20 protein-coding genes are annotated in these 21017 nt (G+C 63.9%); 7 read left to right on the forward strand and 13 right to left on the reverse strand.

Annotated features, from left to right (window positions below; genetic code table 11):
* The first annotated feature begins 18 nt into the window (after window positions 1-18).
* Window positions 19-702 carry a hypothetical protein gene (locus KLP40_RS17730; RefSeq protein WP_215595169.1) on the forward strand — a complete coding sequence of 228 codons (684 nt, stop codon included), beginning with the start codon at window positions 19-21 and terminating at the stop codon, window positions 700-702.
* A 65-nt stretch (window positions 703-767) separates the two neighbouring features.
* Here KLP40_RS17730 and KLP40_RS17735 read toward each other — a convergent pair whose 3' ends face one another.
* Window positions 768-1634, reverse strand: a complete 867-nt coding sequence (locus KLP40_RS17735; protein WP_215595170.1) for a universal stress protein — start codon at window positions 1632-1634, stop codon at window positions 768-770.
* Window positions 1635-1691: 57 nt separating this feature from the next.
* Window positions 1692-2975, reverse strand: a complete 1284-nt coding sequence (gene hemA / locus KLP40_RS17740) for a glutamyl-tRNA reductase (RefSeq protein ID WP_215595171.1) — start codon at window positions 2973-2975, stop codon at window positions 1692-1694.
* 482 nt (window positions 2976-3457) lie between these two features.
* Between hemA and KLP40_RS17745 the strand changes: the two genes are divergently transcribed.
* The 4 genes from KLP40_RS17745 to KLP40_RS17760 all read left to right on the forward strand — a co-directional run bounded on the left by KLP40_RS17745 (window position 3458) and on the right by KLP40_RS17760 (window position 6952).
* On the forward strand, window positions 3458-4684 hold the full coding sequence (locus KLP40_RS17745) for an NAD(P)/FAD-dependent oxidoreductase (RefSeq protein ID WP_215595172.1): 1227 nt from the start codon (window positions 3458-3460) through the stop codon (window positions 4682-4684).
* A gap of 283 nt (window positions 4685-4967) precedes the next feature.
* The gene (locus KLP40_RS17750) at window positions 4968-5171 is read left to right on the forward strand and encodes a hypothetical protein (protein ID WP_215595173.1); all 204 of its coding nucleotides are present in this window, start codon (window positions 4968-4970) and stop codon (window positions 5169-5171) included.
* Between the two features lie 50 nt (window positions 5172-5221).
* Entirely contained in the window at window positions 5222-6655 is a 1434-nt protein-coding gene (locus KLP40_RS17755; RefSeq protein ID WP_246558988.1) for a bifunctional metallophosphatase/5'-nucleotidase, read from the forward strand.
* A 30-nt stretch (window positions 6656-6685) separates the two neighbouring features.
* Complete coding sequence (locus KLP40_RS17760; protein ID WP_215595174.1) at window positions 6686-6952, forward strand: YidH family protein; 267 nt, start codon at window positions 6686-6688, stop codon at window positions 6950-6952.
* Between the two features lie 46 nt (window positions 6953-6998).
* Here KLP40_RS17760 and KLP40_RS17765 read toward each other — a convergent pair whose 3' ends face one another.
* From KLP40_RS17765 to KLP40_RS17815, 11 genes are all read right to left on the reverse strand, one after another.
* Window positions 6999-7235, reverse strand: a complete 237-nt coding sequence (locus tag KLP40_RS17765) for a YgaP-like transmembrane domain (protein WP_215595175.1) — start codon at window positions 7233-7235, stop codon at window positions 6999-7001.
* Between the two features lie 52 nt (window positions 7236-7287).
* Window positions 7288-8241, reverse strand: coding sequence for a sterol desaturase family protein (locus tag KLP40_RS17770; protein WP_215595176.1), 954 nt, complete (start codon window positions 8239-8241; stop codon window positions 7288-7290).
* 94 nt (window positions 8242-8335) lie between these two features.
* Window positions 8336-9034 carry a carbonic anhydrase gene (locus tag KLP40_RS17775; RefSeq protein WP_215595177.1) on the reverse strand — a complete coding sequence of 233 codons (699 nt, stop codon included), beginning with the start codon at window positions 9032-9034 and terminating at the stop codon, window positions 8336-8338.
* 204 nt (window positions 9035-9238) lie between these two features.
* The gene (locus KLP40_RS17780) at window positions 9239-10675 is read right to left on the reverse strand and encodes an MBL fold metallo-hydrolase (RefSeq protein ID WP_317196792.1); all 1437 of its coding nucleotides are present in this window, start codon (window positions 10673-10675) and stop codon (window positions 9239-9241) included.
* A 126-nt stretch (window positions 10676-10801) separates the two neighbouring features.
* Complete coding sequence (locus KLP40_RS17785; RefSeq protein ID WP_317196793.1) at window positions 10802-11476, reverse strand: Crp/Fnr family transcriptional regulator; 675 nt, start codon at window positions 11474-11476, stop codon at window positions 10802-10804.
* Window positions 11477-11479: 3 nt separating this feature from the next.
* A complete protein-coding gene (locus tag KLP40_RS17790) occupies window positions 11480-11686 on the reverse strand; it encodes a YgaP family membrane protein (protein ID WP_215595178.1) in 207 nt (68 codons plus the stop codon).
* A 144-nt stretch (window positions 11687-11830) separates the two neighbouring features.
* Complete coding sequence (locus KLP40_RS17795; protein WP_215595179.1) at window positions 11831-13213, reverse strand: toprim domain-containing protein; 1383 nt, start codon at window positions 13211-13213, stop codon at window positions 11831-11833.
* A gap of 105 nt (window positions 13214-13318) precedes the next feature.
* The gene (locus tag KLP40_RS17800) at window positions 13319-15133 is read right to left on the reverse strand and encodes a DUF3945 domain-containing protein (protein WP_215595180.1); all 1815 of its coding nucleotides are present in this window, start codon (window positions 15131-15133) and stop codon (window positions 13319-13321) included.
* A 218-nt stretch (window positions 15134-15351) separates the two neighbouring features.
* Window positions 15352-17361 (reverse strand): conjugal transfer protein MobC, encoded by a 2010-nt coding sequence (mobC, locus tag KLP40_RS17805; protein ID WP_246558989.1) that lies wholly within the window; start codon window positions 17359-17361, stop codon window positions 15352-15354.
* 132 nt (window positions 17362-17493) lie between these two features.
* Entirely contained in the window at window positions 17494-18363 is an 870-nt protein-coding gene (locus KLP40_RS17810; RefSeq protein ID WP_215595182.1) for a relaxase/mobilization nuclease domain-containing protein, read from the reverse strand.
* Complete coding sequence (locus tag KLP40_RS17815; RefSeq protein ID WP_215595183.1) at window positions 18360-18683, reverse strand: plasmid mobilization protein; 324 nt, start codon at window positions 18681-18683, stop codon at window positions 18360-18362. Before KLP40_RS17815 ends, KLP40_RS17810 begins: the two co-directional genes overlap by 4 nt.
* A 759-nt stretch (window positions 18684-19442) precedes the next feature.
* On the opposite strand from KLP40_RS17815, the gene KLP40_RS17820 reads away from it, so the two are divergent.
* Both KLP40_RS17820 and KLP40_RS17825 read left to right on the forward strand, forming a co-directional pair.
* Window positions 19443-20258, forward strand: coding sequence for a ParA family protein (locus KLP40_RS17820; RefSeq protein ID WP_215595184.1), 816 nt, complete (start codon window positions 19443-19445; stop codon window positions 20256-20258).
* Window positions 20259-20269: 11 nt separating this feature from the next.
* Window positions 20270-20953, forward strand: coding sequence for a hypothetical protein (locus tag KLP40_RS17825; RefSeq protein ID WP_215595185.1), 684 nt, complete (start codon window positions 20270-20272; stop codon window positions 20951-20953).
* Window positions 20954-21017 lie beyond the last annotated feature (64 nt).

Here is a 21017-nt window from a genome sequence, read left to right on the forward strand (position 1 = left end):
CGAGTTGCCTCCCCGCCTATGAAACCCGTACTCTCTGCCCTGGGCCTGCTACTGCTGGCCGCCTGCGGCGACGTGAAAAACCCCAACGGCATGCCCGCCCGGGCGCCCGCCTCCGCCTCCCCGCAGGTAGTGCCGGCGCGTCCGCCCAAGCCCGACCCGGCCGCCGCCACCACCGAAAACCCGGTGATGCCCGCCGACACCTCCCTGGCCGGCGCCTGGCTGATTTTCGACGGCAGCCTACGCGGCCACGACGCGGCCACCCTCAACCAGCTCATCGACCCCGAGTACGGCCTGTGGGTGCTGGAGCAGGCCGGCGGCCGGCCCCTTGTGTCGCGCGTGGCCGACGTGCGCCAGTTCCGCGACCAGCGCCGCCAGCCCCTGTTTGCGCTCGATCAGACCCTGCTGCGCGGCGCTCCGCCCCAGCCCGTGGCCGCGTTGCCCGCGCCCGCCTGCCCGGCCGGCACCTACGCCCGGCGGGGCACCTTTGCCGGGCCGGCCACCGCCTTCCGGGCGCTGAATTTCTGGCAGACGGCCCCTATCCACGGCGGCACCCGCAACCAAGCCCAGGCCGCCCAGGGGCGCGTGGTGCGCAGCGTACTGCAAACCGGTACCGGCTACCAGTTCCACTTCGCCAAGTCGGCCGGGGCCGGGGGGCGCTGGCGCCTGGTGTTCATGGACCTGCGCGGGGCCTGCCCCCGGTAGGCGTCGGCGCAAAAAAGCCGCTGCCTCATCAAAGCAGCGGCTTTTTTGTGTTGGCACGCGGCGGCCTACAGCCGCACCGTGAGCACCGGCGGAAATGCGTGCGTGGCCACGCGCTCGGCAATGCTGGCTTGCAGCCAGCGGCTGAGGCCGGTGCGGCCGTGGGTGGGCAGCAGCAGCAGGTCGGCATCGGCCCGGTCGGCGTAGGCCGCGATGCCGGCGGCCGGGCTGGCGGCGTGTACCACCACGGGGTGGGCGCGGGGGAGCTGGTGGTGGCGCGCAAAATCGGCCATGGCCAGCCGGGCGCGTTCCTTGTCGGCTCCGGGTTTCACCACCTGCAACAGGTGCACGGCGGCCTCCGGATACAGCTGCCCCAGCGCCCGCAGCGAGTCGGCACCCGCGGTGGGGGCTTCGGCTACAAAATCGGCGGGCATCACGATGCGCTGCACGGCCAACGCGCCCACCGGATGCTTGATGGCCAGCACCGGTCGCGGCGCCGTGCGCACCATGCGCTCGGTGTTGGAGCCCAGCAGGAAGTGTTCGAGCGGGGTATGGCCCTGGGCGCCCATCACAATCAGGTCGATGTCATCCTGCTCCACGGTTTCGGCCACGGCCTCACTCAGGCTTTTGGTAGATACCCGGTCCGTGACCAGCACGTTGGGGGCCTTGCCGGCCGCGTCGTCGAGCAGGCGGTGCATGCGCTGCTTAATCACACGCAGCAGCCGCAGCACAAACACGTCGTCGAGGCCGCCACCGCCGTTGGGCAGCTCGCCGCTCACCGGCCCGCCGTAAGTGCTGAAGTTGGCCGTTTCGGGCAGGTCGAGTACGTGCAGCACCACTACCCGCCCGCCGGCGCGGCGGGCCAGCTGCAGCGCCCCGTCAAAGGCGTAGCGCGACTCCGAGGAAAAATCGGTCAGGACCAGAAGATTTTTCATGGCAGTGTGGAAATGGGCGGGCGGGCCCCGCGGTGAAGAGGTTAAGCGGTGAATGGGTCAATCGGCCAGGACCAGGGTGGCGGGGGCGGGCAAGGCAAAGAGCGCGGCCAGCGTGGCGGCCAGCGGCTCGGCGTGGCCCTGCCCGGCGGCAGCCTTCAACTGCAGCACCGGCTGGCGCAGCAGCTTCTGCAGCAGGCCCCGGCTTAGGTCTTCCAGGTAGGCGGTTTCGGCCGCGCTCAGGTGCTGCTGCCGCCGCACCCGTCCGATTTCCTGCTGGCTAAGTTCTTCCAGCCGGGTTTTCAGGGCCTGGATGACGGGCAGGGACAGGTGCTGGGCACTCCACTGGGCCAGTTCGGCGCGGCCCTCGGCAATGATGGCGCGCACCTGCGGAATGGCGGCCAGGCGTTGGGCCAGGGCCGCGCTGGCCCGGCTTTGCAGGTCTTCCAGGTTGTAGGCTACCACGCCCGGCACTTGCTCCACGGCCGGGTCCACGCTGCGGGGCAGGGCTAGGTCGAGCAAAAACTTAGGTTGCATTACCGGCAGGGCGGCCAACTGACCCGGCGTGAAAAAGTACGGTGCCGCCACCCCCGACACCACCACGTCGGCCGTGCGCAGGCCCTCAATGAGGTGGGCAAAGGGCAGGTCCAGCAGGCCGCACTCGGCCGCCAGGCGGCGGGCCACGGCGTCGGTGCGGTTGCACACCTGCACGGTGGCGCGCCCGCGGCGCTTGGCAAAGTGGCGGCATAGGTCGGTGCCGATTTCGCCCAGCCCTACCACCAGCACCCGCGGCCGAGGCAAGTGCGCCGTCAACTCCTCCACCAGCTCCAGGGCCGCGTACGAAGTCGAGGCGGCCCCGTCGCGAAACGCCGTTTCGTGCTGCACGCGCTTGTGGGCCGCCAGCACGCCCTGCAGCAGCCGGTGCAGGTAGGGCCCGGCCGCGCCGGCCGCCACCGAGCGCTGGTAGGCCCGCTTCACCTGATGGCCGATTTGCAGGTCGCCCACTACCTGGGCTTGCAGGCCCAGTGCCACCTCGAACAGGTGCTGGGTGGCAGTTTCTCCGGTCGACAGGCTAGTGAAGTACGCGTCGTAGGCGGCCACGTCGGGCAGGCCCGTCACGGCGGCCAGCTCGGCCAGAATCAGGCGGCGCTGGTCGGTGGGCGCCTGGTAGTAGATTTCGGTGCGGTTGCAGGTGCTCAGCACCAGCACGTCGCGCAGCCCGTGGTGGCGGTGCAGGCGCTCGAGCAGGGCATCGCAGGCAGGAGGCTGCAGGGCCAGCGGCTCGCGGATGGCCAGCGGGGCCTGGCGGTGGGTTAGGATGAAGGCTTTGAAATGCGATTCCACGGGGCAGCGTAAGGTTGCCGGTTCAGCCCGGCTTAATGACTTCACAAAACTGCCACCGGTGACTCCGCAACTCCATGATGCCGCTTACCACTTCGCATGATTGTGCTCACGCCCCTTCGGTGGCAATTGACCAGTAAGCATGGTACAGACGCGCACCCAATAGATTACATGCAAAACCCCTGGTTTGCCAACACCCCAAATCGTGGGGGAGCAGATAGCAAGTGCCCAGGCCCCTAGGCTGCTACGGAGGGCTTTTGCCCCACATAAATTATGGAGGCTATACTCAGGCTGCAGGCTGAAGATAAGCCCCGCCCGGCTTGCGTCAAAGCATGAGGCATGCTGCAATTTGTAAAAGCAATTCGTCTGCATTGGAATACAATTGAAAAAATGTTAATATGTACCTTGATTCATGCGAAAGCCGGAATTTCGTTTGGCTGCTGCGTGACACGTCCTCCTTTCATTTATCATACTCCCACTCCACCATGCCTGACTCAGCAATTTCCCGGCATCATCAGTTTCTCATCATCGGCGGCGGCAACGCTGGCCTGTCCGTGGCGGCGCAGCTGCTGCTGGAAGACCGCCGCCTCGACGTGGCCATCGTGGAGCCTTCCGCCAAGCACTACTACCAGCCGGCCTGGACGCTGGTGGGTGGCGGGGCCTACGACATCCGGGACACCGAGCGCAACGAGGCGGACTACATTCCGCAGGGGGCGCAGTGGATTCAGGACGCGGCGGCCACGTTTGAGCCCGAAGCCAACACAGTGGTCACGGCCGGCGGTCAGCGCCTGACCTATGACTACTTGGTCGTGTGCCCCGGCATTCAGCTCGACTGGCACAAGATCAAGGGGGCCAGGGAGGCGCTGGGCAAAAACGGGGTGTGCTCCAACTACGGCTACGAGCTGGCCCCTTATACGTGGGAGTGCGTGAAGAATTTCCAGGGTGGCACGGCCCTGTTTTCGGCCCCCGGCACGCCCATCAAGTGCGGGGGCGCGCCCCAGAAAATCATGTACCTGGCCTGTGACAACTGGCGCAAGCGCGGCGTGCTCAGCAAGGCCGACGTGCGGTTCACTTCGGCCGGCAGCGTCATTTTTGGGGTGAAAGTATTTGCCGAGGCCCTGCTGAAGGTGGTAAAGCGCTACGGCATCAAAACCGAGTTCTTCCACAACCTGAAGGAAATCCGGGGCGAAAGCCAGGAGGCCGTGTTCGACATCATGCAGGACGGCAAGGCGGTGGACGAGGTGACCCTGAAGTTTGATCTGCTGCACGTGGTGCCGCCCATGAGTGCCCCGGACTTCATCAAAAACAGCCCGTTGGCCGCGCCCGGCAACCCACTGGGCTGGGTGGATGTGGACAAGCTCTCCCTGCAGCACGTACGCTACCCCAATGTCTTCAGCCTGGGCGACGCGGGCTCCATGCCCAACTCCAAAACCGGCGCGGCCATCCGCAAGCAGGCCCCGGTGGTGGTGAAAAACCTGCTCTCGCTGCTGCACGGGAAGGCCCTGGCCGGCAACCCCGTCTACAACGGCTACGGCTCCTGCCCGCTGGTAACGGGCTACGGCAAGCTCATTCTGGCCGAGTTCGACTACGATAACAATCCTACGCCTACTTTCCCCTTCAACCAGGCCGAAGAACGCTACTCCATGTGGGTGCTTAAGCGCTACGTACTGCCCTGGCTGTACTGGAATAAGATTCTGCCCGGCAAGGCTTAAGCCATTTTTGCCGGCGCTTTATCGCCGCCACGACGGCCGGAGCCCTTCCGGTCGTCGTTTTTTTTACGGCCGGGCTGTCCCGGTTTACCTTCTTTCCTTCTTTTGCTTACGGTGTTTCGCCTACTACTACTCTGCTGCCTGGGCCTTGGTAGCCCTGGGCGGCCGGCCAATCCTTGCGCGTGTATGGCCCCGGTGACCCGTCCGAGCCTAGGAAAGAATGCGCGGCCTCGTTCACCAGGCAGACCGGCATTCCCGTGGAAGTTACCGCCGGGCGCGAAGCGCAGTGGCTGGAAAAGCGCTGCAGGATGCCGATGTGCTCTACGGCGGGGCCGAGTACCTGCTCACGCAAACCGCGCTGGCCCGCCCCGGCTTTCTCGACAAGCAAAGCCGCGTGAGCCTCTACGCCCGTGAGGCCGCCCGGCAGTTCGTCACGTTTCTGCAGTCGGCGGCGGGCCACACTGTTTTTCGTAAGTGGGGCTGGCAGTAATCTCGCTCGCCGTGGCCCCGTAGTAGTTTGATTCTCCCTTCCTCTCCCCTATGGCTACCCTGACCCTATTTCAGCTTAACGATGTGCACGGCTACCTGAACCTGCACCAGGAATTATTTTACGGCCCCCAGGGCCCGGAGTACCGGCCCTGTGGGGGCTACGCCCGCATTGCTACCCTGCTGCGGCAGTGGCGCGAAGCCTACCCCACTCACCTGCTCTTCGACGGGGGGGACACGTTTCACGGTACCCGGCCCGTGGTAGACACGAAAGGGGAAATTCTGGTGCCCATCCTCAACGAGCTGGGTATTGCCGGCATGACGGCCCACTGGGACTTTGCCTACGGCCCCGCCCACCTGCGGCGGCTGGTGAACCAGCTTAACTACCCGCTGCTGGCGGCCAACGTCTATGATAAGCTGTCGGGTGAGCTGGTTTATCCGGCGTACCACGTCTACGAAACGGCCGGGCTGCGCGTGGGCGTCATCGGGCTGGCCTGCCCCATCGTTGACAAAACCATGCCGCCCCACTTCAGCGAAGGCATCCGTTTTACCGATGGTACGCGGGAGCTGCCGCGCCACGTGGCGCAGCTGCGCGCCACTGAGCGGGTGGATCTGGTGGTGCTGCTTTCCCACTGCGGCTTTCCGCAGGACGTGGCCCTGCTGGAGGCCCACCCCGGCGTGGACGTGTGCCTGAGCAGCCACACCCACAACCGCCTCTACGAGCCGTTCCGGGTGGGAGAAACCCTGGTGATTCAGTCCGGCGCGCACGGTTCCTTCGTGGGCCGCCTCACCCTCACCGTGGAAGCCGGCCGCGTGACGGCCCACGAGCACGAGTTGCGGGAGGTAACGGGTGACCTGGTGCCCGACGCGGCCCTGCAGGCCCAGATCGACGCGGCGCTGATACCCTATGCCCACCTGCGCGAGGCCGTCGGCGTTACCACCACGAGTCTGCACCGGGGCACCTCGGTGGAGTGCCCCATGGACGATTTCCTGCTGGAAAGCCTGCGGGCCCGGGTACCGGCCGACCTGTACTTTTCCAACGGCTGGCGCTACGGCGCGCCCGTGCCCTCCGGTACGGTTCGCCTGGAGGACCTCTACAACATCGTGCCCATGGACCCGGAAATTGAACTCGTGCAGCTCACCGGGGCCGAGTTACGGCATATGCTGGAAGCCAATCTGGAAAGCACCTACAGCGGGCAGCCCCTGCACCAGATGGGCGGCTACGTGAAGCGGGCGCTGGGGCTGAAGGTCTATTTCAAGGCGGAAAACCCGAAGGGCAGCCGCCTGCAGACCGTGTACGTGCAGGGCCAGCCCCTGGCCCCCGCCCGCACCTATACGGCCGCCTTCATTACGGCGCAGGGCGTACCGCCCCGGTTTGGGCGGGAGCGCCGCAAAACCGGCCATCACGCCGTGGCAGCCATGCGCGCCTACCTGGAGCAGCACCGGCCCCTGGCCATCGGCAACCACGAGACCTTTCAGGTGGTATAGCCGTCGAAACCGTCCAGCCCGTCTGCTTTTATGCCGCAACCAGCCTACGACCAGCAGCGCCTGGCCGCCGCCCGCACCCGCATGGCCAATGAGCGCACCTTTCTCACGTACGTGCGTACCAGCCTGGCCATGCTCGGCTTTGGCCTGGTCCTGATTCAGCTGCACCCCGTGCGGGCCGGCTCACTGGGCTATTGGGCCGTCGGAGCTGCTGCCCTAGTGCTGCTTATCGGCTGGCTGCGGTTTCGCATGCGGCAGCGCGAGATTGAAAAATGCCGAATGCCGGCCGATACTCCCTGAGAATGGGAGCCGGCCGGCATTCGGCAATCGGCATGATCTATTCTGGCTAGGCTGGAACCGGGCCCAGAATGTCCCGCAGTTGGGGACCTTCAAACGGCAAGCCGGCCAGCGGGGCCAGCAGGCAGGAGTCGGTAGCCCCCATAGCCAGCGGCAGCAGCCCAATAGCCACCAGGGGCAGCCCCTTGCGGCCCTGCGCGAGGCCGGTACCAATCAGGGCTGTGCCAATAGCCACCCGGGCCAGCCGGCCCGCGGGGGAAGCAATGTAACGCAGTAGAGTATCCATGGCAGCAACGTGGGTAAAAGTGAATGGGAAAAGCAACTGCCCGGTTATACGGCTAATCCGGCTGGGCAGCTAGGCTATCCTGTTTCCGTTCCTGGACCAGTAGGGGCTCCGCTACGGTGGCTAGCTGGGTGAAGGGAGCCAGCTGCTGGGCCACGAACGTACGCGGGTAGTGCTCCACGCCATCGAATCCCAGCGGCAGATTTGCCTGCGCACGGGGCACGTAGGCCGTACCGAACAGGTAATCCCAGATGGTCAGCGTCAGGGCGAAGTTCACCCCGTGGCGGCGGGCCAGCGGCAGCTCCTGGGCGTGGTGCCACAAGTGCGTTTGCGGATTATTGAAAACGTACTTGAATGGTCCCAGCGGGGCGTACAGGTTGGCGTGGTTGAAGTGGCCGACGGTGAGTGTAAACAGATGCACCAAAAAGAAATCGGTCAGCCCGAAACCAATCAGGGCCAGCGGCAAGTACTCGAACAGGCGGTACACGACCGTCTCGACGGGGTGGTAGCGCAGGTGGGCGGCAAAACCCATTTCCTCCACCGAGTGGTGCACCTGATGAAAGGCCCAGAGCCAGTCGACGCGGTGCAGCAGCCGGTGCACGTTCCACTGGATGAAGTCGCGCACCACAAACAGCGTCAGCAGCCGCGCCCACAGCGGCCAGTCCTCGATTTCGACTGCCACCAGATTATGAATGCCCACCAGCGCCAGCCCGTCCTGAAACAGCTGGACGAAGACGTTGGAGAGGGCATTGTAGAGGATGAGCGAGAACAGGAAGTAGTTGAAAAACATGTAGAATACATCCAGCCAGAAATCCTGGCGGAACGCGCCCTGCCCGCGCCGCCAGGGCCAGGCCAGCTCCAGGCCCCAGAACCCCAGCGAAACTGCCACCAGCCAGTAGAAGTAGTTGGTGGGGTGCGGGTGCAGGACTTCCGTGAGCAGGTAGCGCCCGTAGCCCGTAAAGGAGTCGCGCACCAGGTGGGCGTAGTCGGTCAGCGAAAGCAGCAGCATAGACAAGGATAGCTGAAAACCCCGGACGGGCATCCGGTACTAAAAACACTACGCTCCGGCAGCCCGGGCCGGATTGCCGGGCAGCCAAACCGGCTCAGGCCAGGAACTGGACGATGCCGGACTCCAGCTCGTAGTAAGCGCCCACGATGCGCAGGCGCTGCTGCGCCACCGCTTCCAGCAGCAGGCGCGAGTTGGCCAGGCGCTCCATCGTCAGGCGCACGTTGGCCTGCACAATGCTGGTGAAGCGGGCCTCGCCCGCGCCCTGGCCCAGCAGCACGGCCGGCCGGATGGCATCCACGAGGGTTTCCATCTGCCCCGCGGCCAACCGGGTGCTTTCCACCGACTGCAGCGTGGCGGCCACCGCGCCGCAGCTCTGGTGGCCCATCACCACCAGTAGCGGCACCTGCAGCTCCTGCACGGCGTACTCGAGCGTGCCCACCACCGCATCGTCGAGCACGTGGCCCGCGGTTCGCACTACGAACAGGTCGCCCAGACCCTGGTCGAAAATTAGCTCCGGCGACTCGCGCGAGTCGGAGCAGGCCAGCACAGTGGCCAGCGGGGCCTGCCGGCGCACGATTTCGTGGCGGCGCTGCAGGGTTTCGTGCGGGTGCTGCAGCCGGCCCTGCTGAAAGCGCAGGTTGCCGGCCCGCAGCGTTGCCAGGGCCTGCTCGGCCAGGGACTGGGGGTCGGTGGCGGCGCGGGCCACGGCTGATGGCAGAAGGTAGCCGGCCGCGGCCAGCAGCGCGGCCTGACGCAGAAACACGCGCCGGGTTACGGAAGCGGAAGAAGACATGCAGAACAACTCAAGAGGGGAAGTACCGGGACCGGGGCGGGCACCCCGCCGCGACGGACGTCGGCAATGCGGGCCGCCGGTCAGGCGCAAAAAATAGTCTGGCAGCCGCACCTTACCGTTCCGGCCGGCCACACAAGCCAGCGCCGCACAGCGGGCCCTGACCTGCCTGGCCGGCCGGAACGAAAGGCGTTGGCCGGGCCTGCATCAGGCAGGCTCCGACGCGGGCATGGCCAGCGGCAGCCCGGCCTGCCGGATGGCCTGGAAGCCGCCCGCCACGTTGATCAGGTTGCGCCAGCCCCGGGCCTGCAGCACGGACACGGCCATCATGGAGCGGTAGCCGCCGGCGCAGTACACGTACACCGGCCCCTGCTGCGGAATAGCGGCCAGCTGCTCGTTGAGCGCATCCAACGGCACGGAAACTGCCCCGGTCAGCGCCCCGTCGGCAAACTCGCGGGCCCGGCGCACGTCCACCACCACTGTGGCCGGGTCAGCGGCCAGGCGGCGGCCCAGCTCCTCGGCCGTCACTGACTCGATGGTGTCCAGCGCGTGGCCGGCCTGCTGCCAGGCGGCGGGGCCGCCACTGAGGTAGCCCAGGCTCTGGTCGTAGCCCACCCGGGCCAGGCGCGTAACGGTTTCCTCCTCGCGGCCGGGCTCGGTGACCAGCAGCAGGGGCTGGCTCAGCGGCTGCACCAGCGCCCCCACCCAGGGGGCGAAGCTGCCGTCAAGGCCGATGTTGACGCTGCCAGGCACAAAGCCTGGGGCAACATCTTCGGGGCGGCGCGTATCGAGCACCAGCGCCCCGGCGGATTCGGCTACCAGTTGAAAGTCGGCCGGGCTCAGGGGCGTCAGGCCCTGGGTGAGCACCTGCCCGAAGCTGCCGTAGCCGGCTTTGTTGAGGCGGGCGTTGGCCGGGAAGTAGGCGGGTGGGGGCAGCAGCCCGGCGGTGACTTCCTGCACGAATTCGGCCCGGGTGATGCCCGGCCGCAGGGCGTAGTTGGTGGCTTTCTGGTGGCCCAGCGTATCCACCGTTTCCGCACTCATGTGCTTGCCGCAGGCCGAGCCGGCCCCGTGGCCGGGGTACACGGTCACCTCGTCGGGCAACGGCAGGATTTTAGTTTGCAGCGAGTCGTAGAGCAGGCCGGCCAGCTCGTGCTGGGTGAGGCCGGTGGCCGCCTGGGCCAGGTCGGGCCGGCCCACGTCGCCCAGAAACAGCGTATCGCCGGTGAACAGGGCCACGGGGCGCTCGTGCTCGTCGCGCAGCAGGTAGCAGCTCGATTCCAGCGTGTGGCCGGGCGTGTGCAGCACTTCCAGCGTCACACGGCCCACGCGCAGCCGCTCGCCGTCGGCGGCCATGTGAGCGGCAAAGTCGGGCGCGGCCGTGGGGCCGTACACGATGGCGGCCCCGGTCTGCTGGGCCAGGTCGAGGTGGCCCGAGACGAAGTCGGCGTGGAAGTGGGTTTCGAGCACGTACTTCAGTTGCACCCCGTCGCGCTCCAGGCGGTCAAGGTACGGCTGGGTTTCGCGCAGCGGGTCGATGAGGACGGCCTCGCCGGCGGAGCGGACATAGTAGGCCCCGTGGGCCAGGCAGCCGGTGTAGATCTGTTCAACCTGCAGGGCGGCATCTTGAGGGTGTTCGGCCATGAGTGAAAGTGGCGGCGGGGAAATAAGTGAGGTAGCGGCCCGCCGACTCTACAAAGGTGCATTCCCCCCCTGCCCCGGTCAGTGACTTTTGTCACCGCCACCACGCTGCGGCCTCGGCCGGCACTTTCAGGGATGCAGCGCGTCCAGGTTGCGCACCTCGATGCCGTGGCGGTGCAACACCAGCAGGCCCCGCTGCTCGAGCTTCTTGAGCAAGCGCGACACCACCTCGCGGGCTGTGCTCAGCTCGTCGGCAATCTGCTGGTGCGAGAGCAGCAGCACCGGGCCCTGGGCCTGCACGTGGCGGCGCAGGTAAAACACCAGGCGCTCATCCAGGGCCCGGAAGGCCACGGCGTCCAGGGTCTGCAGCAGCTCGTCGAAGCGGCTGCGGTAGGCTTCCACCACGAAGCGCGTCCAGGCCGGGTAGCGCGTGAGCCAGGGCTCGGCCGCTTCAGTGGGCAGCAGCAGCACCTGGCTGGGCCTGGCGGCGCGCACGGCCAGGCTGGCCTCGGCGGCGCGGGGCACGGGCAGCAGTGTGAGCGAGCAGGCGTCGCCGGGCGATAAGTAATACACCAGGAACTCCTGCCCGTCGTCGCCGGGACGGTAGATTTTCAGCAGTCCTTCCACCAATAGCACATGGTGGCGGATCAGCTGGCCGGGACGCAGCACGTCCTCGCCGGCGGCCACCCGCCGCAGCTGCCCCACCCGGGCCATTTCCTCGCGCAGGGGCGCCTCCAGGTGGGCAAAGCGGCGGGCCAGCTGGGCCGGCAGGGTCAGGTTCTCGTCGGGAGTGGACTGGGACACGGGTTATCTGGAACAGGTGCTGATGCCGAACGGCTTGTAGAGCGGGCAGAAGCCCACGAAGCTCGTCAGCACAAAGATACCGGCTACCACGAGCAGTCCGGTAGCTATCGGCCCGCTCAGCGTGCCGGTCAGGTACAGGACAAGGACGGTGAGGGCGGCTACTACCCGCAGGGCGCGGTCGGCGGTGCCCATGTTACGACGAAAAAGCATGGTTGAATCAATAATTGATGAACAGGCAAGTGTACCACTCACGGGCCAGTCGTTTCATGACTTTTCTTATCCTGTGACCTGATTCTGATCATGCTTACTTCGCCTCAAGGGAACGTGTGACTTCTGGTTGCCCTCCCGGACTCGTCATCCGAGGCGACGCGTAAACCGGGTGCGCTCCTTGACCTCGTTCACCCCATCCCTGTGCCCCCCACCCAGCTCGCGCTGCACCACCTGCTGCAACTGGTCCTGCTTCAGGTCCTGGTTCCAGTCCTTGCCCTGGCTTTTCACGATTTCCACCCGGTGCCCGAAGGCCAGTGTTCGGATGGCTGCCTGGTTAAAAGCCTGCAGCGCCGCCGGGCTCATGGGCAGGTGAAACTGGTAGGTGTGGGCGTCCACCTTCTGGGAGTGGATGAGCTCATCACGCAGGGTCGGACTCGTGGCCGGCGTACCGGGGGCTCCGTTAGCCTGGCGGAACTGCTGACTCGTCTGCTCGTTGTACGCCTGCAGCTGCCGGGTTAGCGCCTGCACGCCGGCCGGCTGGGGCGCCACGATTTCGACGGTCAGTTGGTGCTCATGCTCGCGCACCGCTTTCATCGGGTTCTGGTCGCTGGCCAGGCCCGCCAGCAGCCGCGTATCGAAGTGGTGGCCTTGGGTGTCATTATCGAACGCGGCCCGGATGGCCGGAATCTGCTCCTCGCGCAGCAGCCGCTGCAGCTCAAAAATCTTGTTCTGGGTGAGCGTACCGGCGGTGGAAGCGTACAGGGCGCTTTCCTCAGGGTGCAGCTGCGCGTAAGACAGCGTATCGAGGGCCGACTCGCTGACCACGAGTACCGTGGTGGGCCGGCCTTCGGGTAGCCGGCTCAGCCACAGCGAGCGGGAAAACTGGCTTTCCGGCGCCTGCCCCTTGAAGCCTGCGCCTTTGAGTTCCAATCCTACTACCCGCCCTTCGTGGTAGGCCGGGAAGGCCGTGTTAACGAATGTTTTGGGCGGCAGACCCGCCCGCTGCACGGTGTGCCGGTGATTGAGGATGCGCCCGACGAACTGCGGATGCCGCAGCGTAACCTGGCTGATGCCCCGCCCTTCGAGGTACGTACTGTCTTCCAGCGGCCGGCAGTCCCTGGTGAAGATGCTGTGGAACTTCTCGCCGGGGGCGGTTTCGGCAATAGGTGGCAAATTAAGCCGAGGCCGCTGCGCCTCGGGCAGGTTCAGGTAGGCGCGGAAGTGGTCGTTGACGGCCTGCCACAGGTTGCGGCCCGGCGGCTGGGCAATACCGGCAATGCGGCCCGAGCTTACCCGGTTCTTCATCCAGTCGATGACGCTGCCCTTGTCGCTCTCATCCTGGGCGTTGAAGTACATCCAGTCGCCACCCCGGCCCTTGAACACGACCAGGGTATCATCGCCCTCGAATACGTGCCACTTGCCCCGGCCCAGGTGCTCCCCTTTTTTGAGGGTGTAACCGAAATGGCTCAGTAGCTCGGGCAACTCCACCTGCTGCTTGATTTTCTGAAAGGTCAGCTCGTGTTCCATGGCGTGGGAATAGATTAAGCTGGGCAATACCCGGAAAAAAGTAGCCCGGAAAAGAGCTTCCGGGCTTGAGTTAATCAGATGATGGCGTGGAAGTAATTGGGGCGCTTAGTGGCGCGGTCCCCGGGCTTTCACCGGCATCGTTTGCTCTTTGGCCGGTGTGGCTGCCACCGTCTTGGTAGCGGCTGATGCCGCTTGCTGCGGCGCCAGCCGCTGGTCCACCTCATGCGCGGCGGGACGCACTTCGATGCAGGCCTTGGCGGCGTTTACCTGCACGGTGCCGTCGAACTGCCGGCCCCCGTCGCCGCTGGCCATACCGGCCAGGGCCACCACTTTGCCCTCGCGCAGGTCGTGGTGCTGCTCGGGCGTGAGCTTGACGCCGGCAATGGTGCCGTGCAGCGTCACCTTGTCCTCGGGCAGAATCACCACCTTGTTCATGGCCTTGTCCACGGCCACGTAGCCGTTGTAGGGGCGGCCCTGCTCGTCCTTGAGGCCGCGCAGCAGGCCGGCGCTGCCCTCGGTTTCCAGCCGCTGGCGCTGCTCGGGCGTAAAGGGCAGCCCCCCAATCTCGCCCGGAATCATCAGCCGGGCCTGGGGCAACTCCATTTTCAGCGTGGCCGTGCCGTCAGCTTCGCGGCGCAGCACCATTTTGCCCTCAAACCGAACGGGTTCCTGGTCCGACCGGCCCGTTACCTGCATGGCCAGCAAGTCGGTTTGCCGCCCGCTCAGCAGCTTTTCTAGCTGCCCGCTCTGCTTCAGCGTCTGCAGGGACAGACCCAGTGAAGCCAGCACCTGCTGCGGCACGTCGCTGGCCTGGAATGGCAGGGCGACGGGTGCCGGCGGGGCTATCACCTCATCAGGGGTCGGCTTGCCGGGGTCGGCGACGGCCACTGCGTGGGCATTCAGGGCAGCTGGCGCTTGGTCGGGCACCGCTTCCGCCTGGGCAGTGCCCGCCTTGCGAAGCAGGCGCGCCTGCAAGTCCTGTCGGGTTTGCTCGTAGTCCACTTCCAGGTGCTGCCGAGTCTTCGGGCCGCCGTTCAGGTGGGCGTAGAAGTTCTTCAGAAAGGCTGACGCCGGGTTGCCGCTGGTGTCAATGTCAAAAATGCTTTTCCCGTCGCGCAGCACCTGCTCGGTGGTCTTGCCCTGCTGCTGGGCCAGCTGCTGCACGCGCTGCTCGGCTGCGGCCTGCTGCCCCTGCTCCAGGACGGTTAGCGCGTGCTTGGGCACGGCCGCGAGCTGGGCGCTCAGCGCATCCCACTGATCGGCGCCGAATGCCTGCCGCACCTGCTTGCTGCGCGGGGGCTCGTAGCCGTCATCGTAGCCCGCCTCCTGCCGGCGGGCGGCCGCCTGCTCCGGCTTTTCTACCACGGCCACGCCGTGGCCCACCTGCCGCAGGCCCTGCAGCGTTGCTTCCAGCTGACCCAGCTTGTTGGACTCCGGATCGTAGCTAACGGCAAAGCCCCCCGTGAGTTTGCCCGCCGGGTTGCGCTCGAACTGCAGCGCGCCCACGGCTACGCCGGCTTCGCGCAGCTGGTCAAGGTAAGCGCGCATCTCCAGCAGCGGGGCCACCTCGGCGCCCTTCTGCTGCCAGGTGATGCGCAATTCGCCCACGGGCGCCGCAGCTGCCATATCGATAGCCTGGCCGGGGACGGCAGCCTGCTGCCCCTCCCCTACCGGTGGCGCCTGCCCCTGCGGGATGTTGCTTGGTTGCTCTGTCAGGCCGGCCGGTCGCTCATCGGGTATCAACGCCGCAAGGACTTTATCAGCGGCTGGCGTATTGCCCGGATTGGAAACTACCTGGTCGCTCCCTTGAATAGGTTGCGGTGGGGCCTGGGCCTGCTCGGTAGCCAAAGACTCAGTTTGTTCGCCGGTCTGCGCCTGGGTCACCGGCGCTGGGGTCATCTCGTCATCTTGCTCAGCCATCGGAAAGTAGAATAGAGTAAGGAAAAAGCCGCCCGACCGCTTAGCACGGGGCTGGGCAGCCCGTAATTCGACTTGGGCAAACCTATCCGTCACCAGTAGACGCGCAGCAGAAACTTGACGAGTGGTCGGAATTGGCAGGTAAGGTGCCGGCTGGGTACACGAACGGCATCGTCAGGCCAGCCCATTTCCGTCGTCGCACCCAAGCAATCCCAACAGCCTTACTGCTCGGCTTTCTCTTTGATCAGATGACGCAGCGACGGGTCCTGCTTGATGCGGGTCAGCTCGCGGGCGCACAGCTCCTTCACGTCCGTTTTCACGCGGTTGAAGTTGGCCTTAATCATCTCTTCGGCCTCATCCTTACCCGTCGCCGGGTTAATGAAGCTGGTAATGTCGGGGATGGGCTGGTAGCCGCTGGCTTCCGCTGTCACGGCCTTTACGTCCACCTGGATGCGGGCATGAAACACCTTCTGCTCGATTTCCTCGCCGAAGTTGTCGGCCACTGCCCCCACGAAATTGCCCTGGGTGAGGTTGGCAATGGTGCTGGCCGGAATCATGCTGTCCATCTGCGTCGACAGGCTGGTGCTCGTCTCGCGCATATTGATGCTCAGGCTCTGGCGCCGCTGCAGAATCTTGCCGAACCGTTCGCTCAGCCACTTGCCGCTGTTGCCCGACACCTGCCCGCTGAACACGTTACCCACCGTGTTCTTAATGACCTCGGCCTCCTTTTGCCCGTAGTCGCGCTCCAGCTGCGAGAAGTCCTGGAAGCCCAGGCAGGTACTCACCTTGTTGCTGCGGGCCGTGGCAATGAGGTTATCGAGACCCTTGAAGTAAATGGTGGGCAGCTCATCAATGATAAGCGACGACTTGCGCTTGCCCTTCTGGTTGACCAGCTTCACCAGCCGGGCGTTGTAGAGGCCCAGCGCGGCCCCGTAGATGGCCTGCCGCTCGGGGTTGTTGCCCACGCACAATACCTTGGGCTCCTCGTTACTGTTGATGTCTAAGGTGAAATCGTTGCCCGACATCACCCAGTAGAGCTGAGGCGAGGCCAGCCGGCTCAGCGGAATCCGGGCCGAGGCAATCTGCCCTTCCAGCTGCTCAATGGCGTCCTTCTGAAACGCCGACACGAAAGGCTTGACCAGGTTCTCAATTTCCGGGTAGGAGGCCAGCACCGGGAAAATCTCCTCGTAGTCACGGCTCAGAAACTCGATGACGTGGGGGAAGGTGCAGTACTTGCCCTTCTCGAACAGCTTCAGAAACCAGATGATGGCCGCCACGAAGTTGATGGGCGATTCCACAAAAAAGTCCCCCTGCTTCTGAATCCAGCTCTTGTTCAGGTTCAGCATGATGGTCGACGCGCTTTCGTAGGCGTCCACGATGTCGGTCATCAGCTCGGGCAGCAGAGGATTGCAGCGGTGGCTTTTGCGGGGGTTGTCGAAGTTGATGACGTAGAAGCCCACCGGCCTATCGAACTTGTCCTGGTGACGCAGCAGCGTGTTGTAGCAGATGCGGCTCAGGTCGTCAAACTTGTAGTCGTAGATGTACATGCAGAAGCCTTTGGCTAGGTGCTGCCGGATGAACTCGTTGATAATGGCGAAGCTTTTGCCCGAGCCGGGGGTACCCAGCACCATCGTGGCCCGAAACGGATTCACCACGTTCAGCCAGCCGCGGTGCTTCTTGCCGCGCAGCTGGTACTCGGTGCGCAGATTCACCGAGTACTCGTTCTCCAGTAGCCGCTCCTCCTGCGGAAAGCTCTCATTGTCCTTGTTGAAGATGTCCTTCAACAGGTCGTTGTTGAACAGCCGGCTCAGCCACGCCCCGGCACTCAGCAAGAGCAGAAAGCCCGTCGTCAGCAGCCCGGCGTAAAGGACCGTCGTCAGCCCCGCCCCCAGCGTCAGCCCGCGCACCGCATCCGCCCCGAAGAGCAGTAGCAGCCCCAGCGCGGCGGAGCCCGCCACCGTCCGGCCTTTAAGCTCCTGGTTAGCCCGCCCCCGCGTGCCCAGACAGCTGAGCAGCAGGAATACTACGGCCAGGCTCTTGCTCACCCAGCTGGCTTTGAACAGAAACGTATTGCGCGTGAAGCTTTCCAGCAGGTGCTCTACCACGCCCGTCGTCCAGCCCAGAGAGCGGAAGTAGCCAAAGCAGTAGTAGTAGATGTTTACGGCCAGCAGCCCGATGGCCAGCAGGCGCATAAACTCCATGATTTTCCGTAACCCCTTTTCGTCTTCCATCGCTTGAACCACTTGGTGAATCAAGCAACTTACCGCCTCGCCTTACCTCTGGCACGGATTACTTGACGAGCGGTTTAAAGTCAGCGGTGAGGTGCACGCTCAGCACACGAAGGGTGACACCGCCTGCCCTGTCTACTGCCTACGCCCCTTCCGGCGGGCTTGCTTCGGCCGTTCCGGCGGCGCCGGCTGGGGCAGCGCGGTTGATACCCTGGGACGAGCCTTCCGCTCAGCTCCCGGCTCCATAACCGGCTTCACGGATGCCGCCAGGGCCTCCCGCAGCTGCGCGCCTTTGTAGCCTACTTCCTGGCCCCGCAGGGCCACTCCTTCCGTTGCAAAGCTGACGCCGCGCAATACCCCGCCCTTGTCGTGGCTGTAGCGAATCTCGATGGCTAGTTTTTGCAATTGCAAAGCCAGCCACTGCTCCCCTCCCCTATCCGACTGGCGCAGCAATTGCGCCAACGCCTGGCTTACCCGCTGCCGTGCCGCCTCCCTGGTGGGGTCCAGTGCCTTCAGACTGCGTCGCCTTTCGGGCAGCGGGTCCATGCCCAGCTCCTGGCTTATCTGCCGCGTGACGGCCGGCTGCCGGTAGAAATTATTATCCGTGCGCAACGCCGGGCCGCCGTCAATTGGAACCCGGTTCAGGTAGATGTGCACGTGGGCGTGCTGCTTGTCCCGGTGCTCATACACGACTATCTGGTGCCGCTCAATCGGGGCTCCCATCAGTTCACAATAGCGTTTGGCCGCCGCTACCTTCTGCGCCTGACTAACGACCTCACCGGCCTTCCACGAAAGCACCGTATGCCACACGGGTTTCTGCACGCGCTTGCTCCGCGCCGCCACGGCCTGCATATCCTGCGCCATCTCTTTCGGGCTTCCCGGAATCACGTTGGACACCACTAGCAGCGGCGCCTGACCGGGCTCTTTACCCCTTCCCTGCCGCTGCCCAGCCCCGTACGTTAGCGCGCCCTCGAAGTCGCTACCCGTGATGGTTTTCGCAATCATACTAAGTAACCTCTAATAATTTTAAGCGCCTCTACCAGCTGCGCCTCATGGTTGCTAAACGACTTTCCAGCCTGGGCCAGGCGGGCAATCTGATTAAGATTAGTGCCAATGCCAACCAACTGCCGCCGTAAGTCCGGCGGCACACTTTCCTTTATCTCTGCGCCCCGTCCAACATCGCGCAAATACGCTGATACCTTTTTGTAACCGGCTGCCTGCGCTTTCTCTTGCAGTTTCCTTTTTTCATCCGGGCTCACGCGTACATCAATGCGCAGCGTGCGCGCGGCTTCAGTGGTGGTTTCATCTGACTTTTCTGCTTTCATAAGCTACTTACTACACTTGATGACGAATAGGCTGCCAAAAAGCAACCGCAACCCTATTACGCAAATTTAAGCAGCTAAAGTTAGCAAGCCAAGCCCTGTGAGCCTGCGAACAGGGCGATGTCATTGAATCGGGCAAACGAAGTTTGTCCGGACAATGACATGGCTTGCTTACCGATGAACGAGCCGATGGAACGAGGTCGTTGAACGGGGCTAGGACTAGAATTACAATGCTTCTTTGCATCCTTGCTTCGATGCTTCAATGAAGCACTACTAGATACAGTTGTTATGAGCTATATCAGATTACAGCAGGCAGCTGGTACTGATACTGATAACCTACATATTATGCTTCTTAACTTCACTGCTTCAATGCTTCATAGTCTCACAGATAAAGGTAGTAAGAGCGATTGGCTGGTGGCAAAATTCTGCTTCGGTGCTTCAACACTTCATTGCTTCGAACAAACAGTAAATAATCACAAATTTTGCTTCAATGCTTCATTGCATCATTGCTTCTACTACACACTGACTTTTTGCTTCATTGAAGCATTGACTCAATACTTCAATGATAATTTGCTTCGCAACTTCTACGAGTCATCGACACAGTGTATCTTTGAGGCACTGCTTCTCTGTCGCAGCGAATCAGCCACTAGTTGAAACATTGAAGCAGTGATACATTGCTTCAATGCTTCAGAGACACCAAGACACATAGAAGCACTGACACGTAGTTACAACTGTAACCGCCCCAACAACCACTCGCCGCTTATGAAAAACACTCGGGTACTAGCCTTTGCCACTCAGAAGGGTGGAGCGGGCAAATCCACCATCGGCACGCACGTCGCTTCGGCGCTCTGCTACCTCTACGGCTATAAGGTAGCGATGCTCGACTGCGACTATCCGCAGAACACCCTGCACGCCTACCGCAACCACGAGCAGCAGTTGCTGCAATCCGATATAGCTTTCCAGGAACGGCTCATCAAGCAGGGAGTAACGCCGTACCCGATTGCTATTTCAAGCGTGGAAAAGGCCGTGGAGGCCATTGATACCCTGGCCGAGCAGGAGTTCGATTTTATCCTGGTGGATACGCCCGGCACGGTCAACGTTGTGGGGTTGAGTGAACTGCTGGAGCGGGTAGACTACATTTTCCTGCCCATGGAACCGGATATGGGCACTATTGCCTCCACGATGTCCTACATGCACATTCTGGGCAACTTCACCCATCAGCAGCGGCCGGAGTCCAACCTGCAAGGCTTTTACGCCTTCTGGAACAAATTCCTCAAGGCAGAAAAGCGGACGGTTTACACCAAAACCGCCGAGCTGTTTCGTGAGAAGGGCTACCCGCTGCTCAACAGCCGGGTAGAGTCCCTGGTCAGCATCAAGGACAAGCGCTCCACGATGTTTCCCATGCCGGAGAGGGAGTTGGGTAGACTCGGCCTGGGCAGCCTGATTACGGAAATTCTGGAGCTGGTGCTCGGCAAGGGCACCGTTACCCCCTCGGGCAAACCCATCGACTTCACGCCCACGGAATTTGAGCAGCCCGCCCCCGCTGCCACTGCAACCCTCGACGATAACGCTAACTAACGCCCGCTCCCATGGCCAAGAAAACTCCCGAATCCAAAGAAGCCGCGGCCGAGCGTCGCCAGCGTGAACTAGCCGCCCTGACTTCGGGCGTCGCCGCCTTTAGCCTGATGGGCGACGCGCCCCGGCCGGCAACACCTGCGCCAGCTCCTGTTGAGGCACCTGCCCCCGCTACTGCGCAAGCTCCGGTAGTGCCGGCTACTGCTGCTGTAGCAGCTCCACCAGTTGGGGCCAAGGAACAAGAGGGAAAAAAGGTGGCTTCTGCCCCGGAGCCGGCGCCCGCGCCTGCGGCCCCCGTTCAAGCGGTCGAGTCTGTTATGGAGGCCCCCGCCCCGATAGGGGAGGAGCCGCGGGCGACCGCGCTGCCCGTTCCGCCGGCCGCGGCCAGCACACCGGAAGAGCCAGATGATGCAGAAGCCGATGATGAGCTACCCGCCAGTACTGCCCCGGTTGCGGCAGCGGGGGAGCTTGACCTGACGCAACTGTTTGTGCATTCTTCGGAGAAGAAGACAACCACCCTGCGCATCACGGCCGACCATCAGCAGTATTTCGCCCAGCTCGGCTTTATCCTGGGTGGGGGCGCGTCGGCCCCCGACATCATTCACAACATCTTGAATCGCTTCCGGCAGGAGCACGAAGCGCAGCTGCAGAAGGCGATGAAAAAGCAGATTCGCCAGATGATGGCCCCCAAAAAATAGGGGAGCCCTGGTATCCCAAAGATCCTGCGTACGTATACGGCCGGCTCACCTTCCGTGGTTGAGC

This window comes from Hymenobacter piscis, from assembly GCF_018760735.1.
GTDB lineage: Bacteria > Bacteroidota > Bacteroidia > Cytophagales > Hymenobacteraceae > Hymenobacter > Hymenobacter piscis.

What these genes read in the sequence shown, in the direction of transcription:
- KLP40_RS17730 (WP_215595169.1), top strand. Translation starts at nt 19, where the DNA reads ATGAAACCCGTACTCTCTGCCCTGGGCCTGCTACTGCTGGCCGCCTGC.
- KLP40_RS17735 (WP_215595170.1), bottom strand. Translation starts at nt 1,634, where the DNA reads ATGAAAAATCTTCTGGTCCTGACCGATTTTTCCTCGGAGTCGCGCTAC.
- KLP40_RS17745 (WP_215595172.1), top strand. Translation starts at nt 3,458, where the DNA reads ATGCCTGACTCAGCAATTTCCCGGCATCATCAGTTTCTCATCATCGGC.
- KLP40_RS17755 (WP_246558988.1), top strand. Translation starts at nt 5,222, where the DNA reads ATGGCTACCCTGACCCTATTTCAGCTTAACGATGTGCACGGCTACCTG.
- KLP40_RS17760 (WP_215595174.1), top strand. Translation starts at nt 6,686, where the DNA reads ATGCCGCAACCAGCCTACGACCAGCAGCGCCTGGCCGCCGCCCGCACC.
- KLP40_RS17765 (WP_215595175.1), bottom strand. Translation starts at nt 7,235, where the DNA reads ATGGATACTCTACTGCGTTACATTGCTTCCCCCGCGGGCCGGCTGGCC.
- KLP40_RS17770 (WP_215595176.1), bottom strand. Translation starts at nt 8,241, where the DNA reads ATGCTGCTGCTTTCGCTGACCGACTACGCCCACCTGGTGCGCGACTCC.
- KLP40_RS17775 (WP_215595177.1), bottom strand. Translation starts at nt 9,034, where the DNA reads ATGTCTTCTTCCGCTTCCGTAACCCGGCGCGTGTTTCTGCGTCAGGCC.
- KLP40_RS17780 (WP_317196792.1), bottom strand. Translation starts at nt 10,675, where the DNA reads ATGGCCGAACACCCTCAAGATGCCGCCCTGCAGGTTGAACAGATCTAC.
- KLP40_RS17790 (WP_215595178.1), bottom strand. Translation starts at nt 11,686, where the DNA reads ATGCTTTTTCGTCGTAACATGGGCACCGCCGACCGCGCCCTGCGGGTA.
- KLP40_RS17795 (WP_215595179.1), bottom strand. Translation starts at nt 13,213, where the DNA reads ATGGAACACGAGCTGACCTTTCAGAAAATCAAGCAGCAGGTGGAGTTG.
- KLP40_RS17800 (WP_215595180.1), bottom strand. Translation starts at nt 15,133, where the DNA reads ATGGCTGAGCAAGATGACGAGATGACCCCAGCGCCGGTGACCCAGGCG.
- mobC (WP_246558989.1), bottom strand. Translation starts at nt 17,361, where the DNA reads ATGGAAGACGAAAAGGGGTTACGGAAAATCATGGAGTTTATGCGCCTG.
- KLP40_RS17810 (WP_215595182.1), bottom strand. Translation starts at nt 18,363, where the DNA reads ATGATTGCGAAAACCATCACGGGTAGCGACTTCGAGGGCGCGCTAACG.
- KLP40_RS17815 (WP_215595183.1), bottom strand. Translation starts at nt 18,683, where the DNA reads ATGAAAGCAGAAAAGTCAGATGAAACCACCACTGAAGCCGCGCGCACG.
- KLP40_RS17820 (WP_215595184.1), top strand. Translation starts at nt 19,443, where the DNA reads ATGAAAAACACTCGGGTACTAGCCTTTGCCACTCAGAAGGGTGGAGCG.
- KLP40_RS17825 (WP_215595185.1), top strand. Translation starts at nt 20,270, where the DNA reads ATGGCCAAGAAAACTCCCGAATCCAAAGAAGCCGCGGCCGAGCGTCGC.